The following is a 19,358-nucleotide window of genomic DNA, read 5'->3' as shown; positions in this document are numbered from 1 at the left end:
TTTAATATATAAATTTGTAATAAGAAGTCTTGCTCCCTTTCTAAGTTATTATAATCACCAATTAATTGAATGAATTTCATAATTGCTCTTTTTAAAAATACAAAGACGAACCGAATTTTCGAAAGTGTATTTTTAAAAACAAAAATTATGCGCTTGTTGTTGCTGAATAAGCTCTGCTTGGATGCGATCAGCAGCTAATTTGGAAGCATTATAAATCAAAGCGACCATGTCAAAATGAACTTTTGCACGCTTTCCAGTGCGATAACGAACATTGTTTAGCTGATAGAACTCTTTCAGATAAGCATTAACACGTTCTACTGCTGTCCGTTGTTTGAAAATATTTTTCCAAGCTTTTGATCCTCGTGCTGGTGCGGTATACCTTCTTAAATCGGTAGTTATCTTGATTTTATACACTTTTTGACAGATACCTTCATTCGCAAGGGGACAGTCGCTGCATTCCTTTGGTCTGGTATATTTCAATGTTTCGTATTTCGGATCAAAGCTGTCATATTTATAGGAATGTTCTCGCAAACAGGTTGGGGCAAAATCCTTATCAAACCCGATCATTTCGCCTTCATTGCGCTTATTATAGGCAATGACAGACTGTTGACACATGCGATGAATCTGTTCATAAATCGGTTCAAAATCATAACCCGCATCCAATGTCTGGTAAGAAGCAGACGTAAGCGGAAGTCGTTGATCCATTCCCTTCAATAGGGCAATAGCGGCTTTCCCATCATTTAAGCTGCCAGATGAAAACAAAGATTGCAGAATATATTGGCTGGATGCACCAACTGCGAGGTGGGCTTTATAGCCAAACCAGTATTCATTTTTACCATCTGCATTCTTTTTCACACCCCATTTGGGGGCTATTGGCACTTCTGCACGCAAGATGTCTAACGGAACGTCTAACTGTGCTTCGATTTTCTTTTCATACAATGGCAGGTTTGCTTCCTTTTCCGCTTGGTCTTTAAGGTACTGTTCGCGTTCTTCTTTGGATTTGCGTCCGCGCTTTTTTGGCGTAGTTTCTGATTTTTCTTCTTTTTTGGCAGGTGCCTTATCTCGTGCTTCAAAATGGGTTGCATCAATGGCAATGACTTCATCGACAATAAACCCTTCGGTGACGGCTGCCAGCGTTACGCTTTCGAAGGATTTTTCTAAAATATCTGATTCACTCAATTTCGTTACCAAGCGGGAATAAGCAGCTTCTGATGGTGTAGAATCGGAAACAAGAAATCCGCAGTTCATTTTAAAGATAAAGTCATCATTTAGACGCTTGATTAAGTCTTTGATGGTTGGGATACGCTCGATGTAGCGAATAAAAAAGGAAATAATCATCCCTGCATAATTTAGCTCAACAGGCGCTCCAAGCCGGGATTTCTTATTAATCGCATGATAAATACGATCCAGATCAATCGCTGAAATAATCGCTTCATATTTTTGGGTAGGTTCCATGTCATATAATTCTTGGATGCCAAATAGACTCGGTTGTCGTATAATGGTCATAAGAAGTACTCCTCCAGTCTTTTTATGGTTTTCTGGGTAACTACCATTATACAAGATTTGGGGAGGTACTTCTTTTTTTATGTTTCAAAAAGCTTGGGACACAAGGGCTTTGAATTATGAAATTCACTCAATTGTTACTCTTTTTTATCGGGGATTCAAATTCTCAGTACCGCTTATACAGTAAATCATTATTCAGCACGTTTTTTACATTCTATACTGAATAATGAAGAAAAAGTTCCCTCTTCTATAATCTCATCCATCCCCAGATTCGTTTTATTCTAAAATAACCTTCTGCGGATATAAGATAATATATAGTAGAAACCAAAAATTACTTATTCTGCAATTCCATAAAATTGCAGAATAAGTAATTTGTTTTCTTTCCGGAATGCTCCATTTAGAAATCATCATTATACTTCTTCTAACTTCTTTACTTTATACATTCTCTGAAACACATCTGGATTTTTGGTGGCGACAAGTTTCATATCAATAATATCCTTCTCTTCTAAATAAGAAATAATCGCATGTAAATCCAGACTGTAGTGTTCAATCTCCGGTAAGTCTTTAATCGAAGCATAGGACCAATAGTCCTCTTCTTTATTTAATAAATTTAACAAATGTGTTGAAGCAGATTCCGCTTTATTCAACAGGACAAAATCCATTGCTATCAGCATAAGCTCAATTCTTTTTTCTAAATTCTCTGTGCTGTCCATTAACTTTTCATATAATTTGTAGACCTCTAAATCAATCCTCTTTACCTGGTTCCAGACAGTTACTTCTGGATAATAGCCCTGATCAATTACGGACAATCTTGCTAAATAATGAAGTGCATTTAATATTTTACTGTAAGAATCCATCACTTCTTTTGCTTCATATAATGCTTTTCCTTCACTATAGTTTTTTAGAAGCTTTCCAAAGTCAATTATTTTTCTGAGTGTACGTTTATCCTTTGGAAAAGATTGAAGCTCATCTTTTAATTCTTTTATAAATTCATTCCTGTCATAGGCTTTTCTTCCATAGATCACCCATTCTGCCGCACGCCGATATCCGCTCGTATCAATCCAATCCATCAGAAGCGATTTCGTTACCATATGCATTGCTACGGTCTGACCGTTTACTTCATAATGTTTAACAAACCAATCGACTTCTTGTTTTTCGACAATAATCAATAAGATACTATCAAATTCATCCGTAATTGGATGATCAAAAAGTGATTTCTCCACAATAAGTATTCCTAATGTATTTGGATTGCTTGCATGCTCCTGGTAAATCATTCTTTGAAAATTCTCCATGTTAATTGTTGCCTCCCTGTTTTGCCTCTAATAAACATAATTCGATATATACTTTAAAAAAACCTTTTTTGCATCGTAAAGAAAGGATAAAATTTTAATTTTTATTTTCGCCGGGACCGGCAATACACCATTCCGGATTAAACGGAAACAGATCGGAGCCATTGTATGGCTTATCTCGCTAAGTTTTCTTTATAATTCATTCTTCTAATATTCTATGATATACTAAATTTGAAACTTAAGGGGGATTTAAATGGCGAAACAATTAACTTATTCAAGTAAAATAAATAAAATACGCACCTTTGCCTTAATCCTTGTGTTTGCTGGTATCTTAATCATGTATGGCGGACTTATGGTTCGTAATATTCAGTGGCTGATGCTCGCTCTGTTTATATTGGGCATACTGATGATTGTACTGAGCTGTGTTGTATACATATGGATTGGCACCTTATCCTTGAGAGCGGTTCCTGTCGTTTGTCCAAACTGTGAGAAGCCTACAAAAATGTTAGGGCGTGTAGATGCATGCATGCATTGCAAAGAACCGCTGACTTTGGATAAGAACTTAGAAGGTAAAAATTTTGATGAACGGTATAATCATCGCAAATTCCGTGAAGAAAACAAATAATAAAAAGGCACCATGCTTCGGAGGATTTCGTTAAAGGAACATCCCGCAAACATGGCGCTTTTTTATATAGTAATTAAAAATCGGCCCCGCCTGCTTGCTTACCAGCGAACCCGATTTTTAACATTCTTCACTGTTCATTTGCTGCCTGCTGCTCTTTGCAGGCATTGCATGTACCATAAACCTCCAGGCGGTGATGGCTTACATCAAAACCTGTCACCTGTTCAGCCAGTGATTCCACTTCCTCTAAAGAAGGATAGTGAAAATCAACAATCTTCCCACACTGATTGCAAATGATATGATAATGATCTGAGGTATTACAGTCAAATCTGCTCGAAGCATCTCCATATGTGAGTTCTCTAACCAGTCCGATATCTTTTAATACACGTAAATTATTATAAACGGTCGCAACACTCATATTGGGAAATTTTCCTTCAAGTGCTTTATATATATCATCCGCAGTCGGGTGAGTCATTGAATTAAGCAAATACTCCAGCACGGCGTGTCGCTGTGGTGTAATCCGGACGCCTGATTTTTTCAAAGTATCGATTGCTTGCCGTAATTTAACTTCAGACACCCTAAACACCTCTCTTCCCAATTAATAATATTATTAGATTATAATTCTTATAATTAGTGTATCGCCCTGTGTGCATAATGTCAATTAATTCACGTTTATCAAACATCCACATGAAGAGACTTTTCATCTCCGTCAAGCTGCTGATTGACATACCTGGCAGCGACAAATAAATAATCGGATAATCGGTTTAAATAAACAAAAACAAGCTTATTATCTACTTCATCTTCTAATCCTACAGTCAAACGCTCTGCCCGTCTCGCTACAGTACGTGCATGATGGAGTGCACTCGCAGCTCTGTGGCCAGATGGAAGGATAAAATTCTTTAAAGGTTCAAGTGATTGATCCCACTCATCAATCTGTTTTTCCATCTCATCAATATGCTTCTGTTCAAGCTTCCAATAAACTTCCTTCCCCTTTGGCGTCGATAATTCTGCACCAACATGAAAAAGAATGGTCTGTACGCGGTGCAGCTGGTCAAGAAAAGCAGCCTTTTTATCCCAATCCGTTTCTTCGATATAGCTTACTGCCAAGCCAATACTGGAATTCACTTCATCGCATGTCCCATACGCCTCTACTCTTAGGTGATTCTTTGGTACACGTTGTCCATAGACTAACGATGTCTGTCCTTTATCTCCAGATCTGGTATAGATTCGCAAGCTGCTCCACCCCAATCCCTCTATTTTTAATCCGCTATGTTTTCCTTCAAATAATTTAACGCATCCACAACATGATCTTTTACCCGGACTTTCCGATATTCTTTGATTAGCTTTCCTTCTTTATCTAAAATAAATGTAGAGCGCTCAATACCATAATATTCCTTTCCAAAGTTTTTCTTTAGCTTCCATACTCCAAATTGGTCAGCTGCCTGATGATCTTCATCAGAAAGCAAGGTAAATGGCAGTTCATGCTTATCGATAAACTTTTGATGACGTGCTTCCGGATCCGGGCTGATCCCGACAATAACTGCATCCAGTTCCTTGAAGCTTTCATGATGGTCTCTGAAATCACATGCTTCTGTGGTGCATCCTGGTGTCATATCTTTTGGATAAAAATATAAAACAACGTACTTTCCTTGGAAATCTGATAAGCTGACTTGTTCCCCGTTCTGATTGGGCAGGGTAAAATCATTTACTTTTGTTCCTAATTCGACTTGCATCCAATCCCTCCATTTAAAAATTCAATCTTCTCCCTTAAATATAGCATATCGCAGGGTAAGATTCATTTATCATTGTCTCTGCTGCTGATCTGTACAACTTTTAATACAAAAGCAGCCGGCAATATGTAGCCGATCAGCGCTTCTGAGATAGCAATGATCCTGCCGACGCCGACCGGCGCTAAATCACCATAGCCTAGAGTCAGCAAAGTGACCCCGCTAAAATAAATAGAATGAACAACCGATCCCCATATTGTCACTTCTCTAAGCTCTCCATGCTCCACAATAACGATTCCTTGAAAAGATAAAATAAAATAGATTAAGCCGTAGCCAACCATTGTAATGCAATAAACAATCAGCATAGCAATAAAAATTTCTAAAGAAAAATGTCCTTCCTTCATTTGTATACGTGAATGAACTAATTTATATTGAATGAAATCATAAATGCTTTTTCCAATTAAAATGATAATCGTAATAAGGAATATCCAAGGGATACTCATCTCTTTTACTCCTCCCCTACTGCCTTCCCTCATTAAAAAAACAGCTAGATGCAAACGTCAAAATATGAGGAATCTCAATTTTTAATATCCGCTTTTCCTATGTATATGCAGAAACCAAAACAGTTTGTACAAGTTTTCTGTGTAATTTTTTGTTATATTAGTAACTGGGTAAAATATTACAGAAAACCAAATTGTTCATTTTACCTTTTAAATGAACTTGTAAAAGCGTGTCATACCCTTTACAAGTTGGGAAGAATGAGGAGGAAACGAAATAATGAAATTTACAAATTCTGAGAAGCTGCATCAAGAAGCTTTACAACATATTGTCGGCGGGGTGAATTCTCCTTCCCGCTCTTATAAAGCTGTGGGCGGGGACTCTCCTGTCTATATGAAAAGAGGACAAGGTGCTTATTTCTGGGATGTGGATGATAATAAGTATATTGATTATTTAGCTGCATATGGACCGATAATAACTGGCCACGCTCACCCGCATATCGCAAAAGCGATTGCTGAAGCAGCAACTACCGGCGTTCTATACGGAACACCGACGGAGCTGGAAAACACATTTGCGAAAATGTTAAAAGAAGCGATGCCTTCGTTAGAAAAAGTGCGCTTTAATAATTCAGGCACAGAGGCGGTGATGACGACTATCCGCGTAGCCCGCGCCTATACAAACCGTACAAAAATCATTAAATTCGCAGGCTGCTACCACGGCCATTTCGATGCTGTACTGGTAGAGGCAGGATCTGGACCTTCTACGCTGGGTACGCCGGATTCAGCCGGAGTTCCTGCTTCCAGTGCTGCAGAGGTAATCACCGTTCCATTTAATGATTTAAATGCCTTTAAACAAGCACTTCATCGCTGGGAAGGTGAAATTGCAGCTGTACTGGTCGAACCGATTGTAGGGAACTTCGGAATTGTCGAACCGTTCGAAGGATTTTTACAAGAAGTAAATGAGCTTACCCATCGTGCCGGTGCGCTAGTCATTTATGACGAGGTAATTACTGCCTTCCGCTTCACCTATGGAAGCGCCCAGCAAATCTATAATATCGAGCCTGATTTAACAGCAATGGGTAAAATCATTGGCGGCGGTCTTCCAATTGGCGCTTATGGCGGACGCAAGGATATTATGGAGCAGGTTGCACCGCTCGGGCCTGCCTATCAGGCCGGCACCATGTCCGGAAATCCCGCTTCAATGGCAGCAGGTATTGCATGCCTAGAGGTGTTACAAGAAGATGGGGTATATGAAGAATTAGAACGTCTTGGAAAACGGCTTGAAGAAGGTATCTTGGAAAAAGCAGAAGAATTTGGTATCCACATTACCATAAATCGCCTTCGTGGAGCTTTAACCGTATACTTTGGCGTTGATAAAGTAACCAATTACAGTGAAGCAGATGCTTCAGACGGAGAAGCCTTTGCAACCTTCTTCCAGCTTATGCTGAACGAAGGTATTAATTTAGCTCCTTCTAAGTACGAAGCATGGTTCTTAACAACAGAGCATACAGACTCTGATATTGAAAATACCATCGATGCTGCAGGTCATGCATTTGCAAAAATGGCTGAGAAAAAATAATATAATGGCACGATAAAAAAGCATTTCCCGGAGAAATCAACCTCTGGGAAATGCTTTTTTATCCTGTAAATGAATTTTATTCATCCAGATTTTGAATCTGATACAAATCATAATAATGACCACGGAGCCGCATTAATTCCTCATGCGAACCTATTTCTACAATTTCCCCATTTTCCACAACAACAATGCGATTTGCATGGGTAATGGTTGCTAAACGGTGGGCAACTATAAACGTTGTCCTGTCTGAAGCAAGCTTTTCAAGGGTTTCCTGAATGAGATGTTCACTTTCTAAATCAAGTGCTGACGTTGCTTCATCAAAAATTAATAGCGGCGGATTTTTCAAGAAAACACGCGCAATAGCTATCCGCTGCTTCTGTCCGCCAGATAACTTCACACCGCGTTCTCCGACCATGGTTTCATAACCCTCGGGCATGTCATCAATAAAGTCATGCGCATTTGCTGCTTTTGCCGCCCGGATGACTTCCTCTCTCGTTGCCTCTGGGTTCCCCATCCGGATATTCGTCTCAATCGATTCAGAGAACAGAATATTATCCTGAAGCACCATTCCAATATTGTCCCGCAGCGCCCGGGCCTGCATATCCCTTAAGTCCATTCCATCGATTTCAATCGACCCGCCTGTGACATCGTAAAAGCGTGGAATCAAACTGATTAGTGTCGATTTCCCTCCCCCACTCATTCCGACAAAGGCTATGGTCTCTCCTTTTTGGACATGAAGGTCGATATCCTTAAGCACTGACACATCTTCCTCATCATATTGGAAGGAGACATGATTAAAGGATACTTTTCCTTTCAGCCTTCCCGGATCAACCGCATCCTTTTTGTCCGTAATATCATATGGCTCATTCATTAATTCAAATACACGGTCAATAGACGCAATGGATTGTACTAACGTCGTCGATGAGTTGATCAGCCTGCGCAATGGGCTGTACACCCGCTCCATATATCCGACGAAAGCTACCATCGTTCCGAGTGATGTATTGCCCATAATAACCTGATAACCTGCAAAAGCAATGACGAGCAGCGGCGCCAAGTCAGTAATCGTATTGGTCACGGCAAAGGTTCTGGCGTTCCAATCCGTATGCTTTAAAGCCCGGTCCAGGAAATGACGGTTTCTTTTATCAAACTGCTCATCTTCATAATCTTCCAGCGCAAAGCTTCTTGTCACCGGCACCCCTTGGATACGCTCATGCAAGTGGCCTTGTACTTCTGCCAGAGCTTGTGACCTTTCTCTTGTCAGACGGCGTAAGCGTCCGAAAAAGTATTTGACAGAAATCCCGAACAGCGGGAATAAAATAATCGATACAAAGGTGAGCGGCACATCCATGGTAAACATAATAATGATAGCAATTAAAATGGTTGTGACATCCAGCCAAATATTCATTAACCCGGTCATCACAAAATTTTTCGTCTGCTCCACATCATGAATTACCCTGGAGATGATTTCACCTGTTTTGGTCTTCGAATAGAATTTCAGGCTTAGCTTTTGAAGGTGATCGAATAATTTTCCTCTGATATCAAAAAGAATTTTATTCCCGACCCACTGCGCTAAGTATTGACGAATATACTCAACCGGCGGGCGGACAATTAAAAATACGACAAAAGAAATACCCATAATCCAGAATAAACGGGTTATTCTCTCGGATTGGGTCATGTTTTCTACCGTAACAATATCATCGATAACGTATTTCAAAATCAAAGGCATTAACAGCGGAATACCAAATTTAACAACACCGATGAGTAATGTCCAAATAATCTTCCATGTGTATGGTTTTACAAATTTCATATACTGTTTGATGCTGCTCATTTATCAACTTCCTCTACTTGAAAAGGTATTTCGTTTTAATATCCCTCTAAATAAAAAAAGGATATCCTTGTTATGTCATCCGTAACAAGGATACCCTTTTACTCAGTCGAATTGCAATCAAACCGCTCAAACATCGCTAAAAATATTTGTTTTCTTTTCAAACTTAATGATACGTTAAGTACATTTCATACCAATCATCGACAAACCCCGGAGAAAAAGGACCCTTTCCCTGGCGAATCCAATGAATTAATAATTCTAATTGCTGATAAAGAATATGATGAATTTCTTCCGGGTATTTCATCAAAACTTTATTTTCTTCATATTCATCTTCATCAAGGAGGTTAAACGTCATATCTGGAAATACCTTCACGTCTAAATCGTAGTCAATGTATTTTAGCGATTCCGCCCCCTCATCGTAAACAAATGGGGAGCTGAGATTACAGTAATAATGAATTCCATCATCCCTGAGCATACCAATAATATTAAACCAATGCTTCGCATCAAAATAACAAATGGCTGGCTCTCTCGTCATCCAGGAATGACCATCGCTTTCGATGACTTTTGTCCGATCATTCGCTCCAATTATAATACTTTCCGTTCCTTTTAATACGACACTATTTTTCCAGATTCTATGAAGTTGTCCATTATGTTTATAACTTTGTATCATCATTTTGGAACCAGCGTTTGGAGAAACCATCCAAAATCTCCCTCTCCATTTTCATACAGTGATTTATGAATTATCTTATATTATAAGCCTTCAGCCATAAAAGTTAAAGGATAAGTCCTTTTTATTTCCATAATGGTTTCTTCATTGATATGTAGAATCATTAAAAGGGTTTCCGTAATTGGAAACCCTTTTGGGTAAAACAGATGTTATTGCTTGTTTTGTTGAGATTGTTGGTTTTGCTTTTTCACTTCTTGTGCATCTGTTTCTTGAGCAAACTCAGTACCATATTGTCCTTGAGCTGCTTGTTGGTTTTGCTTTCTTACTTCAGCTGCGTTTGTTTTTGCAGGATTTTGTTGGTTTTGTTGATTTTGTTTTTTAGCCATCAATATCACCTCCGCAATAATTAATTTGTCCCGAAGCGCATTTCTTTATCCAAACTTTTTTAAAGAAATATTTTTAGCATGTTGGAAACCCCGGCCGACAAAGCATTAAGGCGTATTTTTGATGACAAATATTTTTATCAGTATTTATATTTCGTCGTTACATTCGATAATATTTCATTTTTCCTCTAAGAAGGGTATCATTTTTTGATGTGAAACAGGAAAAGGATATTCTTTCATTTCTTCTAAGGAAACAAATTTTAAGCGGTCATCCTTTACTGTTTCCTGATTCGTGATTGCTTTACGTACATCTACATTCCAAATGATATGAGAAAAAACGTGTTTGATGGATGTGCAGGATTCTTTGATTTCCACATCTAACCCATAATTTTCTTCCAGCCATAGCTGCCAGTCTTTTTTAACGATATCATCGGCAGGTATCATAGGAAATTGCCATAATCCTGCAAGTAGTCCAGAATCCGGTCTTTTTTCAATAATATATTTCCCTTCTTGATTTTGGATCAGCAATGCAATATATTTTTTCTTTTGCTGCTTCTTTGCTTTCTTTTTCACAGGCAGCTTTTCCTGAATTCCATCAACATATGCCTGACAATGCTCCATCACCGGGCAGAACATGCACATAGGCTGCTTCGGCGTACATATCGTCGCACCTAAATCCATAATAGCTTGATTAAAGGAGGAGGGATCTTCCTTTGAAATCATTTCCGCTACGTAGTATTCAAACAACTTTTTGGTGGAGTTTAAAGCAATATCTTCTTCAATATGCAATACGCGGGAGAAAACACGCATGACGTTACCATCCACCGCCGGAATCGGCTGATTATAAGCAATAGAAAGAATCGCCCCTTTTGTATATGGCCCTACTCCTTTTAAGTCACTGAGCTGCTTTGGGTCATCCGGGATTTTTCCATCATATGCTTCTACAATCTCGCGTACTGCTGTTTGTAAATTTCTTGCGCGGGAATAATAACCTAAGCCTTCCCATTGTTTTAAAACATCCTGCTGATCAGCTTCAGCCAGTTCATATACAGTTGGATATTTCTCCATAAACCGATTAAAATAAGGGATGACCGTATCTACTTTCGTTTGCTGAAGCATAATTTCTGAGACCCAGACGCGATAAGCATCATTATTTTCGCGCCACGGGAGATCACGTTTATTTTCTTCGTACCATCTAAGTAAATCTTCTTGAAAAGCGGAAATATTTATTTGTTCTAATCTTTTATCGTTCATGTTTTCACGTCCTATGTGTTAAAATAATATTGGAGTGCTTTGATGGAAGCAACTTAAGGAGGATATGTAACTATGGATACTGGTACGCATATCGTTATGGGTGTTGCACTTGGCGGTTTAGCAACGTTAGACCCAAATGTGCAAAGTAATCCTACTCTATTTCATGCCGTATTGGTTGGAACAGTCGTCGGATCACACGCTCCTGATTTTGATACGATTTTTAAATTAAAAAATAATGCAACGTATATAAGACAGCACCGCGGAGCATCTCATTCACTCCCTGCTATTCTTATGTGGAGCCTGCTTGTATCTGGAGCAATTTATTTATTTGTTCCAGAAGTGAGCTATTTGACTCTCTGGCTATGGACATTGTTAGCTGTGTCCATCCATGTTTTTGTCGATTTATTTAATGCGTATGGTACACAGGCATTTCGGCCATTCACCAAAAAATGGGTTGCCAAAGGGTTTATTAATACATTTGACCCTTACATTTTTTTCTTGAATGTAGCTGGTATCGTCGCGTGGGCATTAGGTGCCAATCCCGGATACACTTGGCTGATTATTTATACAGTCATTGTATTATATTACATCAAACGCTATATGGACAAAAGGGAAATCGTTCAGAAAATCAAAGAATACTTCCCTGATACAGAGATTGTCGCTACATCCCCTACGCTTAAACAAAATTATTGGCGCGTTGCTATTACGACAAGCGACCGTTATTATGTAGGCAGCGTTGAGAACCGGCACATTGAGATTGTTGATGAATTTTATCGAGTACCTTTACCCGATACAGATGTCATCAAAGCTGCGATAAAAGATAAAAATATCTCTTCATTTTTAAATTTTTCACCGGTGTACCGATGGGAAATAAATACGGATGAAGAGGATATTATAGAAGTTCGTTTTATTGATTTACGCTATCGCAGCAAAGGGTATTATCCATTTGTAGCTGTGGTAAAGCTGGATAAGAGCCTGGAAGTAATTACTTCCTATACAGGCTGGATTTTCTCAGAACAGAAGCTTCAAAGTAAATTGATACCAAGCGACTCAAGTCCTTAAAGCTTATACAGGACGTGAATACGGTAACTCTGCAAATGGTTCAGGCGTTTGAAACAGCGGTACCTTATTTCGATAACTAAAAGGAACAACTCAGGTGAAACGGATTTCGCCTGAGTTGTTTTTATTCAGTTCACTTTTTTTCCTAATAAGGAGATTGGCAAGGCTTCAATATTTTCACTTTCTTCATTTAATAAATCAATACGATAACCCCATGCAAATACCCCATTAATATAGGATATTCTGAATTTATAGCCTGTTTCCATTTTAAGCTGATAAATTTCCTCTTTTTCAAAATCATCCGGACTCATTGTGTAGGCAAGCGCTACTTGCATTTTTCTTTCACATATTTGCATCTCTGAAATATTCCCAAGCTGCTCTGCTTTTTGAGCCTGCTCTTTTAGTTTCCCAATTTCTTGATGCAGCTGTTCTATGGAATAATCACTATATCGAAATTTCATTCTTCTCCCCCTTACTGTCGATTCCTATTGTACCAAATATAACAGAAAAGTAACCCACATTTATTCTTGATTTCCCATGTATTCCTCAACAAATTGCTGAATCATATCGAAATGGAAGCCTTTTCGATATAAACCTTCCATTACTTTTTGCTTAAGCTGGAAGCCTTCATATTTTTTTACATGCTTTTGATACAGCTTTTCTCCTTGAAATTTCAAGGCCTCCCATTCCTGATTTGTATCCTCTTCCTGGTCCATGGTCTGAATTGCTTCAAAAACAAGCTGCTGATTAAATCCTTTTTGAAGAATCGTATTTTTGGCTTGGTTTATCTGTTTTTGAAAAGAATCCTTCGAGCTTTGCTTTATTTTTTTTCCCAGCAGCTTTTGAACTTTTTCTTTCTGCAAGGCTGGCGTATATTGCTCTAAAGCATTTACAGCAATTTGTCCGCTAATCCCCTTTTCAAAGAGCTCCTGTTCAATGACTTTTGGACCTTTTGAGCTTGTATTTATACGCGAGCGCACAAACATTTCAGCAAATTGCTGATCATCAAGCAGTTTTTCTTTCTTCAACCGCTGCATAATGACAGCAATTTGTTCCTCTTCCACTTCTTTTTTCTGTAAATACGTAATCACTTCTTTTTCCGAACGTATTCGATAGCTTAAAAAGTGAATAGTAAGGGTATATACTTTATGGAGATTATCTTGTTCCTTCAGTGTTTCGATGAGTTCATTATCTAATTCCATTCCTTTCTCCAGACGAAATTGAATGAGAATATCCTCACCGACACTAAACCCATATTCATCACCAGCTGATGTGTTTAAAAATATATTATAGCGATGCTTCTGTTTTTTTTGCGTTGTAATTCGGGTAATTTTCCGCAACATCATTCACCTCTCTTTTTATCATAGCAAAAAATGAAGCAAGCAGATAACATGAAATATATACTTTAAAATATCATCTAAAGGAGGTTTCAATATTATGAACATACTAATAACCGGAGCTACAGGATTTTTAGGCAATAAATTGGCTGCACACCTCACCAGCCTTAATCATAAATTATATATCCTGACCCGTTCTCCTGAGAAAAAAACAAATACATCGCACCTGACTTTTATGGGGTATGATACGACCGCAGATGAACTTCCGAGAATAGATGCTGTCATTAATCTTGCAGGAGAATCATTGTTTGGATACTGGACGAAAAAGAAGAAGGAGGCTATCCTTACCAGCCGTCTTCGTGTCACCAAGTATCTTGTCCAATTAATGAAAGCCATGAAGGAAAAACCAGATGTATTTATTAGCGGCTCCGCAGTAGGATTTTACGGGATGTCTGAAGATTTCATCTACACTGAGGCAACGACGCAGCCTGGTACCGATTTTCTTGCATCTGTAACAAGGCAATGGGAAGAGGAAGCGAATGAAGCCGAAGAGTTGGGAATTCGAACAATCTACGCCCGTTTTGGCATACTGCTGGGCAAGGACGGCGGTGCATTTCCGCTTATGTCATTGCCGGTAAAATTATATACAGGCGGACACATCAGTGATGGCGAGCAATGGCTTTCCTGGATACATGTTCAAGATGCAGTAAACTTAATCACCTTTGGCTTAGAAAATCATACCTTAAAAGGTCCAATCAATATTACTGCTCCTACTCCTAAACGCAATAAAGATTTTATGAAAAAAGCAGCACAGGTATACAAACGACCGAATTGGCTTCATTTGCCGGCTGTATTCTTTTATCTTACCTTGGGAGAAATGGCGCAGCTTCTGATAAAAGGACAGTACGCGTATCCAGAAAAGGCGCTCGCACACGGATTCACGTACGATTTCCCCTCCCTCAATCAGGCTTTATTAGATTTGAAAAATAATTAAATCATGAAAATGCTTTTTTAAGTAAAAAAGCAAAGAAAAAATGCTGGTTTTGTATAGGAGCATGCCATGTTATTTTCCTGCATGCTCCTTGTTATTTTCTATTTTATCGCAGTGTAACTGGCTGGGGCTAGGGTTACCAATGTTGTCAGGTTAGTGCGACCGCTACGACGGGTTATGGTGGGGTGAGTAATCGCAACCCCGGAAAAACACTACGCTTTCCGTGGGCTTGAACTCAGCATCCTCGATAAAGAAGACTTAGCGATTGGCAAGCCGACAGGCGCAGACAGAGCTAAAGCCGCACTTATGCCCCGAGGGTAAAAAAAGAAGTTCGCTTTTTTCTGCGGGGTCTTCCCTCCGCGCTTTCCCACGACGGACAGGACGTCCTAATGTCGGTCGTTGGTCACAGGATGTGACAGTTCTTATCCGACCAGGAGTCCCCGTGTTTTTCTTTCGCTAGTTAGTCTTGTTGCTATCTACTTGTATCAAATATAATTTTTATAAAATTCATTAACCTGACAACATTGCTGGGATTACTTGCCCCATTGTAAAGAACTGTGCGTCGAAAAACCCCATTGAAGGAAGTTTCACTTTATCAGAGCACTTTACACTCTGCTTATTTTGATGCCTCCTGCTGAATCATCTCTAATTGCTCTGAGGTTAAACCCGTCACCTGTAAAATGGCCGTTTGGCTTATCCCCTGCTCTAACATTTTGAGTGCCGTCTGTTTTGCAGATTCCTTTAGTGCGGACTCTGCTTCAAGCCTTTTTCGTTCCGCTTCTTTTCTTTTGATTTCCGCCTTTTCCTTCTGCTTTTCTGCCTCTTCCTTCTGTTTTTCCACTTCTTTTTTCTGTTTTTCTGCTTCATCTCATACAGACGAAAGATATTATAAAAGGCGTCCGTTTCATCCAGCAGGTTAAAATGCATGATATTAATACTGATGACAGGGTACAATTCTTTATAGCTTTGCCCTTCTTTCAGCTGCTCTGAAAAAAGTCTTGACCAATAATACAGCGATCTTTTAATCATATTATACTCATTATTGATTTGAATTTCTATGTTGACCCATTCTTTATTCTCCGTCCTGATTAAGAGATCTAATCTGGATTTCTTATCTTCTTCATACTCGCCGCCAATTTCGATATTTTGAAAGTAAAGCTGCTGAATTGGACTTCTTCCTGATTTGGCTAAAATGGCATTGAGAAAGACGACAGTGATATCCTTATTCTTTTCGTTTCCAAATAGTTGTTTAAAAGCATAGTCTACTTTTAAATCCATTAATTGGAGATCCGGTATTCGATGCAGTGCTTTGTTGGTGCGCTCTTTTCTTCTTTGATATTTGTTGTATGACTTGGATTCTTCCTGTACATGCAAAGGGATTATTTCGGATGAGGAGTATACTTTTCGGAGACATATTTGGGGCATAAAAACACATCCTTTTATTTTGATAAGGTGAGTTTCTAAGGTGACTATTTAAACAAAGTATACAGAACAAACGTTCTTTAATCAAGGTTTTTTTATGCTATTTTCTTATTTCTGTTTGGTAACCATTCTCTCCTGCTTTTTTACGTTTTCTCTAGTTTCGAATCGGCTGCAGCTAGACTGGTACAAAATAAACTTACAAAAATTTCATGCTTTATTATTAAAAAAACACTTGCATTTCCCCAAAAAAATCATACAATAAAATTATCAAAAATGAATTTGAAAAGAGCTGATGAACAGCCTATTCGGCTGTATTGATAGAAGATCAATTAAATAGGGAAGGCAAATGGTGCGCCACCGGGGTTTCCTGGTTCTAGCGGGTTCGATTCCCGCCCCGAATTTTTGTTTCCAAGCTACTTTAAAAATAAAAATTCGAGGGCGGGTGACTCACTAGCTGCGGCTTTTTTGCTAATGAATGTACCCGCCTGGAAAAAGGAGGGTATTTTTATGCTTAAAATACGTGATTTAATGGAAGTGCCAGCTTTATATGAATTGATGACAGCCCCTGAGGTATACCCATTTGTCAGGCAAAAAGCTGCAACCGTGGATGAATTTTATTTTTCAACCAAACAGACAATAGAAGCGGAAGACCGTGGAGAATTAATTTCCAGAACGATTTTAGATGAGTATCAGCAGCCAATTGGTACGATCAATCTTTTTGATATAGAGGATAATTATGGATTTTTAGCTACTTGGATCGGTAAGCCGTATTTTGGTAAAGGCTATAATCGCCAAGCAAAAGATGCCTTCTTTCATGAACTTTTTACTACTAAAGGCATTGATGGTATCTTTATGAAAGTGCAAAAAAGTAACCAACGCTCTTTAAAAGCTGTTTTAAAGCTTCCTTACGTTACTTTTGCAAATGAATTATACGACTCTATGTATAAACGCGTTAACGCACATTCTAATGAAGCAATATATGATTTATTTGTGATTACGAAAGAACATTATCTGTCCTATCAGCAATTTCATTCAGAAGCTGCTGTCAATTCTGATGAGGAAGTATCCTAAATAAAAACAGCCTTAAGAAATCACAGCTCCTGATGATTTCTTAAGGCTATTCGTTCGGGATTTCCATCGAAATTCTTTAATCTTCCCCAATTTTCTTATCCTGTTTTTTCGGCAGTCTTCCCGCCCGTTTAGCAGATTCTCTCAGCAAAAATTCAACGTGGCTATTGACACTGCGAAACTCATCCTTTGCCCAGCGCTGCAATATATCATAAAGCTCAGGATCAATACGTAATGGAAAGTTTTTTTTCTTCGCCATAATAACCCCTGCTTATTGGTAAAGCGATCCTGTATTGATTACCGGCTGTGTTCCTTGATCGGAGACAATGGCAACAAGCAGGTTATTGATCATTGCCACTCTGCGTTCATCATCTAAATCCACTACGTTATCTGCTTCCAAGCGGGAAATAGCATCCTGGGCCATTCCGACAGCACCCTGAACAATTTGCTCCCGGGCTGAGATAATTGCACTTGCCTGCTGACGCTGCAGCATCGCCTGAGCGATTTCTGTAGAATATGCTAAGTGTGTTAATCTCGCTTCAATCACTTCTACACCAGCAACCTGCAGACGGTCCTGAAGCTCTGTTGTTAATTGGTTTGATACTTCATCTGCATTTCCGCGTAAGGTTAATTCTTCATTGGTAAAAGAATCATATGGATACGTTGTTGCCACAGCGCGAATAGCTGTTTCACTTTGAATCTCCACAAAATCCTCATATTGATCAACATCAAAAACTGCTTTCGCTGCATCTACCACCTTAAAAACAACCACTGCAGCAATTTCAATCGGATTTCCGTTCACATCATTCACTTTCAGCCGATTACTGTTAAAGTTACGAACTCTCAAGGAGATTGTTCTGCGTACAGAAAATGGTATAGTTACCAAAATTCCTTCACGACGCACCGTTCCCATATACTTTCCTAAGAAAATAACAACAACAGACTGATTAGGCTGCACGATCGTTATCCCGCTGATTAGAATACCCGCAATTAAAACAAGCACAACCCCTAAAACGACATACGATTGAACAATACTGAATACCCCTAATGCAAGTAAAACAACAATCAGGCCGATTCCAAGTGCACCATTAATGCTCCACGCTTTACGTTCCTGCATGAAATCCACTCCTTCATATCTTTATTATACTATAATGATATCATTTTTGTATTAAATTGTAAAAAGATATGATGTTAGCCTGCATGCTCTTCCACAAATTTCTGAATTGGATCCATTCTTGGGTTTACAATTAACGTCTCTCCATCTGTTTCAACTGTAATACTGTCTAATGCGGCAGTAGAATAAATCAGTGCATTGATTTCATATAAATGATCAATCACACGAGGAACAGGATGACCGTAATTATTATCTTTACTGTAGGTTAAAATAGCAATTTCAGGATCTACCGCTTCCAAAAAAGACATAGCCGTGCTTGTATTCGAGCCATGATGCCCTATTTTAATCAAATCTGCATCGACATCATGCTTTTTTTGTATCTCCTTCTCTTCCTTTTTACCAACGTCTCCCATTAAAAGCATGTCTGTTTTTTCGTAATTAAGCTTTAAAACTAACGAGGATGCATTAGGAGAAGTTAATGGCTGTGCTGCATTCCAAATATCCAGGGAAATCATTGGATCAATCTCAATCGGTGTATCTTTTTCAGCAATTGTCAGCGGTATTTGTAAATCACGAATCCGATTCATATATGCAGCAAATGTTTTTGTCGGATGAAGCTTGCCGATATCAACCACACCGCCTACATCTATCTCATCCAGGACCTTTACTAAACCGCCGATATGATCGACATCCGGGTGAGTAGCAATCATTAAATCAATTTCATTAATCCGCAGTTCCTTAATATAGTTAACGAGAGCATCGCCAGCCTCCGGAGGCCCGCCATCAATTAAAATAGTCCGGTCTAAAGGCGTCTCGATTAAAATACTGTCTCCTTGGCCAACATTAATAAAATGCACCTTCATTACAGGCATTTCTTGTTCTGCATGGGCGGTTGAAGGGGTATGAAATTGTATTGTTATCAGTATAAATAAGAGGATAAAAACACTTTTTCGCATACTTTAAATACCTTCCCTTCTTTTTCATTAGTTTGAGCAAAAAGAAAGCTCGATATGACGACAGGTGA

21 protein-coding genes are annotated in these 19,358 nt (G+C 38.8%); 5 read left to right on the top strand and 16 right to left on the bottom strand.

Going from position 1 to position 19,358, the window contains the following annotated elements:
• Positions 1-132: 132 nt before the first annotated feature.
• A complete protein-coding gene (locus MKY65_RS09070; protein WP_339181899.1) occupies positions 133-1,506 on the bottom strand; it encodes a transposase in 1,374 nt (457 codons plus the stop codon).
• A gap of 407 nt (positions 1,507-1,913) precedes the next feature.
• A complete protein-coding gene (locus tag MKY65_RS09065) occupies positions 1,914-2,795 on the bottom strand; it encodes a nucleotidyltransferase-like protein (protein WP_339184145.1) in 882 nt (293 codons plus the stop codon).
• A 250-nt stretch (positions 2,796-3,045) separates the two neighbouring features.
• On the opposite strand from MKY65_RS09065, the gene MKY65_RS09060 reads away from it, so the two are divergent.
• Positions 3,046-3,417 carry a YgzB family protein gene (locus MKY65_RS09060; RefSeq protein WP_339184143.1) on the top strand — a complete coding sequence of 124 codons (372 nt, stop codon included), beginning with the start codon at positions 3,046-3,048 and terminating at the stop codon, positions 3,415-3,417.
• A 127-nt stretch (positions 3,418-3,544) separates the two neighbouring features.
• Here MKY65_RS09060 and perR read toward each other — a convergent pair whose 3' ends face one another.
• The 4 genes from perR to MKY65_RS09040 form a co-directional block, all read right to left on the bottom strand.
• The gene (gene perR / locus MKY65_RS09055) at positions 3,545-3,991 is read right to left on the bottom strand and encodes a peroxide-responsive transcriptional repressor PerR (protein WP_042533451.1); all 447 of its coding nucleotides are present in this window, start codon (positions 3,989-3,991) and stop codon (positions 3,545-3,547) included.
• A 98-nt stretch (positions 3,992-4,089) separates the two neighbouring features.
• Complete coding sequence (locus tag MKY65_RS09050) at positions 4,090-4,647, bottom strand: cob(I)yrinic acid a,c-diamide adenosyltransferase (RefSeq protein WP_339184140.1); 558 nt, start codon at positions 4,645-4,647, stop codon at positions 4,090-4,092.
• A gap of 26 nt (positions 4,648-4,673) precedes the next feature.
• Positions 4,674-5,147, bottom strand: coding sequence for a thioredoxin-dependent thiol peroxidase (bcp, locus tag MKY65_RS09045; protein WP_339184138.1), 474 nt, complete (start codon positions 5,145-5,147; stop codon positions 4,674-4,676).
• Positions 5,148-5,209: 62 nt separating this feature from the next.
• The gene (locus tag MKY65_RS09040) at positions 5,210-5,644 is read right to left on the bottom strand and encodes a potassium channel family protein (protein WP_339184136.1); all 435 of its coding nucleotides are present in this window, start codon (positions 5,642-5,644) and stop codon (positions 5,210-5,212) included.
• A gap of 274 nt (positions 5,645-5,918) precedes the next feature.
• On the opposite strand from MKY65_RS09040, the gene MKY65_RS09035 reads away from it, so the two are divergent.
• Entirely contained in the window at positions 5,919-7,217 is a 1,299-nt protein-coding gene (locus tag MKY65_RS09035; protein WP_339184134.1) for a glutamate-1-semialdehyde 2,1-aminomutase, read from the top strand.
• A gap of 76 nt (positions 7,218-7,293) precedes the next feature.
• Here MKY65_RS09035 and MKY65_RS09030 read toward each other — a convergent pair whose 3' ends face one another.
• The 4 genes from MKY65_RS09030 to mutY all read right to left on the bottom strand — a co-directional run bounded on the left by MKY65_RS09030 (position 7,294) and on the right by mutY (position 11,343).
• A complete protein-coding gene (locus tag MKY65_RS09030) occupies positions 7,294-9,042 on the bottom strand; it encodes an ABC transporter ATP-binding protein (protein WP_339184132.1) in 1,749 nt (582 codons plus the stop codon).
• Positions 9,043-9,205: 163 nt separating this feature from the next.
• Positions 9,206-9,739: a DUF402 domain-containing protein gene (locus tag MKY65_RS09025; protein ID WP_339184131.1), complete on the bottom strand. Its 534-nt coding sequence runs from the start codon at positions 9,737-9,739 to the stop codon at positions 9,206-9,208.
• A 176-nt stretch (positions 9,740-9,915) separates the two neighbouring features.
• Complete coding sequence (locus tag MKY65_RS09020) at positions 9,916-10,092, bottom strand: gamma-type small acid-soluble spore protein (RefSeq protein ID WP_040984584.1); 177 nt, start codon at positions 10,090-10,092, stop codon at positions 9,916-9,918.
• A 174-nt stretch (positions 10,093-10,266) separates the two neighbouring features.
• Positions 10,267-11,343: an A/G-specific adenine glycosylase gene (gene mutY, locus MKY65_RS09015; protein WP_339184127.1), complete on the bottom strand. Its 1,077-nt coding sequence runs from the start codon at positions 11,341-11,343 to the stop codon at positions 10,267-10,269.
• Between the two features lie 72 nt (positions 11,344-11,415).
• Here mutY and MKY65_RS09010 point away from each other — a divergent pair, with 72 nt between their 5' ends.
• The gene (locus MKY65_RS09010; RefSeq protein ID WP_339184126.1) at positions 11,416-12,405 is read left to right on the top strand and encodes a metal-dependent hydrolase; all 990 of its coding nucleotides are present in this window, start codon (positions 11,416-11,418) and stop codon (positions 12,403-12,405) included.
• 125 nt (positions 12,406-12,530) lie between these two features.
• On the opposite strand, the gene MKY65_RS09005 is transcribed toward MKY65_RS09010, so the two are convergent.
• Positions 12,531-12,863 (bottom strand): YfhH family protein, encoded by a 333-nt coding sequence (locus MKY65_RS09005; RefSeq protein WP_339184125.1) that lies wholly within the window; start codon positions 12,861-12,863, stop codon positions 12,531-12,533.
• Between the two features lie 60 nt (positions 12,864-12,923).
• Positions 12,924-13,748, bottom strand: coding sequence for a recombination regulator RecX (recX, locus tag MKY65_RS09000; protein WP_339184122.1), 825 nt, complete (start codon positions 13,746-13,748; stop codon positions 12,924-12,926).
• A gap of 91 nt (positions 13,749-13,839) precedes the next feature.
• Here recX and MKY65_RS08995 point away from each other — a divergent pair, with 91 nt between their 5' ends.
• The gene (locus tag MKY65_RS08995; RefSeq protein ID WP_339184121.1) at positions 13,840-14,733 is read left to right on the top strand and encodes a TIGR01777 family oxidoreductase; all 894 of its coding nucleotides are present in this window, start codon (positions 13,840-13,842) and stop codon (positions 14,731-14,733) included.
• A gap of 738 nt (positions 14,734-15,471) precedes the next feature.
• Here MKY65_RS08995 and MKY65_RS08990 read toward each other — a convergent pair.
• Positions 15,472-16,155, bottom strand: a complete 684-nt coding sequence (locus tag MKY65_RS08990; RefSeq protein WP_339184119.1) for an Rpn family recombination-promoting nuclease/putative transposase — start codon at positions 16,153-16,155, stop codon at positions 15,472-15,474.
• Positions 16,156-16,659: 504 nt separating this feature from the next.
• On the opposite strand from MKY65_RS08990, the gene MKY65_RS08985 reads away from it, so the two are divergent.
• The gene (locus MKY65_RS08985) at positions 16,660-17,223 is read left to right on the top strand and encodes a GNAT family N-acetyltransferase (protein ID WP_212928309.1); all 564 of its coding nucleotides are present in this window, start codon (positions 16,660-16,662) and stop codon (positions 17,221-17,223) included.
• A gap of 76 nt (positions 17,224-17,299) precedes the next feature.
• On the opposite strand, the gene MKY65_RS08980 is transcribed toward MKY65_RS08985, so the two are convergent.
• The 3 genes from MKY65_RS08980 to MKY65_RS08970 all read right to left on the bottom strand — a co-directional run bounded on the left by MKY65_RS08980 (position 17,300) and on the right by MKY65_RS08970 (position 19,290).
• A complete protein-coding gene (locus tag MKY65_RS08980; RefSeq protein WP_042533423.1) occupies positions 17,300-17,479 on the bottom strand; it encodes a hypothetical protein in 180 nt (59 codons plus the stop codon).
• Positions 17,480-17,491: 12 nt separating this feature from the next.
• Positions 17,492-18,337, bottom strand: a complete 846-nt coding sequence (locus MKY65_RS08975; RefSeq protein ID WP_212928308.1) for an SPFH domain-containing protein — start codon at positions 18,335-18,337, stop codon at positions 17,492-17,494.
• Positions 18,338-18,411: 74 nt separating this feature from the next.
• Positions 18,412-19,290: an MBL fold metallo-hydrolase gene (locus MKY65_RS08970; RefSeq protein ID WP_339184116.1), complete on the bottom strand. Its 879-nt coding sequence runs from the start codon at positions 19,288-19,290 to the stop codon at positions 18,412-18,414.
• Positions 19,291-19,358: the final 68 nt, after the last annotated feature.

The organism is Oceanobacillus sp. FSL W7-1293, from assembly GCF_037969815.1.
Classification (GTDB): Bacteria; Bacillota; Bacilli; order Bacillales; family Amphibacillaceae; genus Oceanobacillus; species Oceanobacillus oncorhynchi.
The sequence above is the reverse complement of the archived record's forward strand: the minus strand, read 5'-3'. Positions and strand labels throughout refer to the sequence as shown.